A 324-nucleotide genomic window follows, 5' to 3' on the forward strand; every position below is an offset into this window, starting at 1 on the left:
CTCTGGTAACGGCAGGCCCCGCGGATAGCCGCGCTACGGCCATCCGCCCCTCCCCAGAGCCCCGCGGCGGAACGAAGAGGCCACCCTTGGGTGGCCTCTTTCATGGCGGGATGCCTCGCTCGCAGCGTGCAGGACGGATAGCGCCTGGGGCGTTATCCGCCGATACCCCACCGGACCAAGGAAGTCCGCCCCCTCATTCGTGGCTGATCGCGCCGATCTTGTGGATCGACAGGTCCGCGCCGTAGTACTCCTCCTCCTGGCTCAAGCGGATGCCCAGCAGCGCCTTCATCAGCCCATAGACCAACAGGCCGCCGGCGAAAGCCA

1 pseudogene is annotated in these 324 nt (G+C 67.3%); it reads right to left on the bottom strand.

Annotated elements, in window-relative coordinates:
* Nucleotides 1-193: 193 nt before the first annotated feature.
* Nucleotides 194-324, bottom strand: a pseudogene (locus GYB81_RS23740) (ammonium transporter); the annotation flags it as partial.

The organism is Pseudomonas yangonensis, assembly GCF_009932725.1.
GTDB classification, from domain to species: Bacteria; Pseudomonadota; Gammaproteobacteria; order Pseudomonadales; family Pseudomonadaceae; genus Aquipseudomonas; species Aquipseudomonas yangonensis.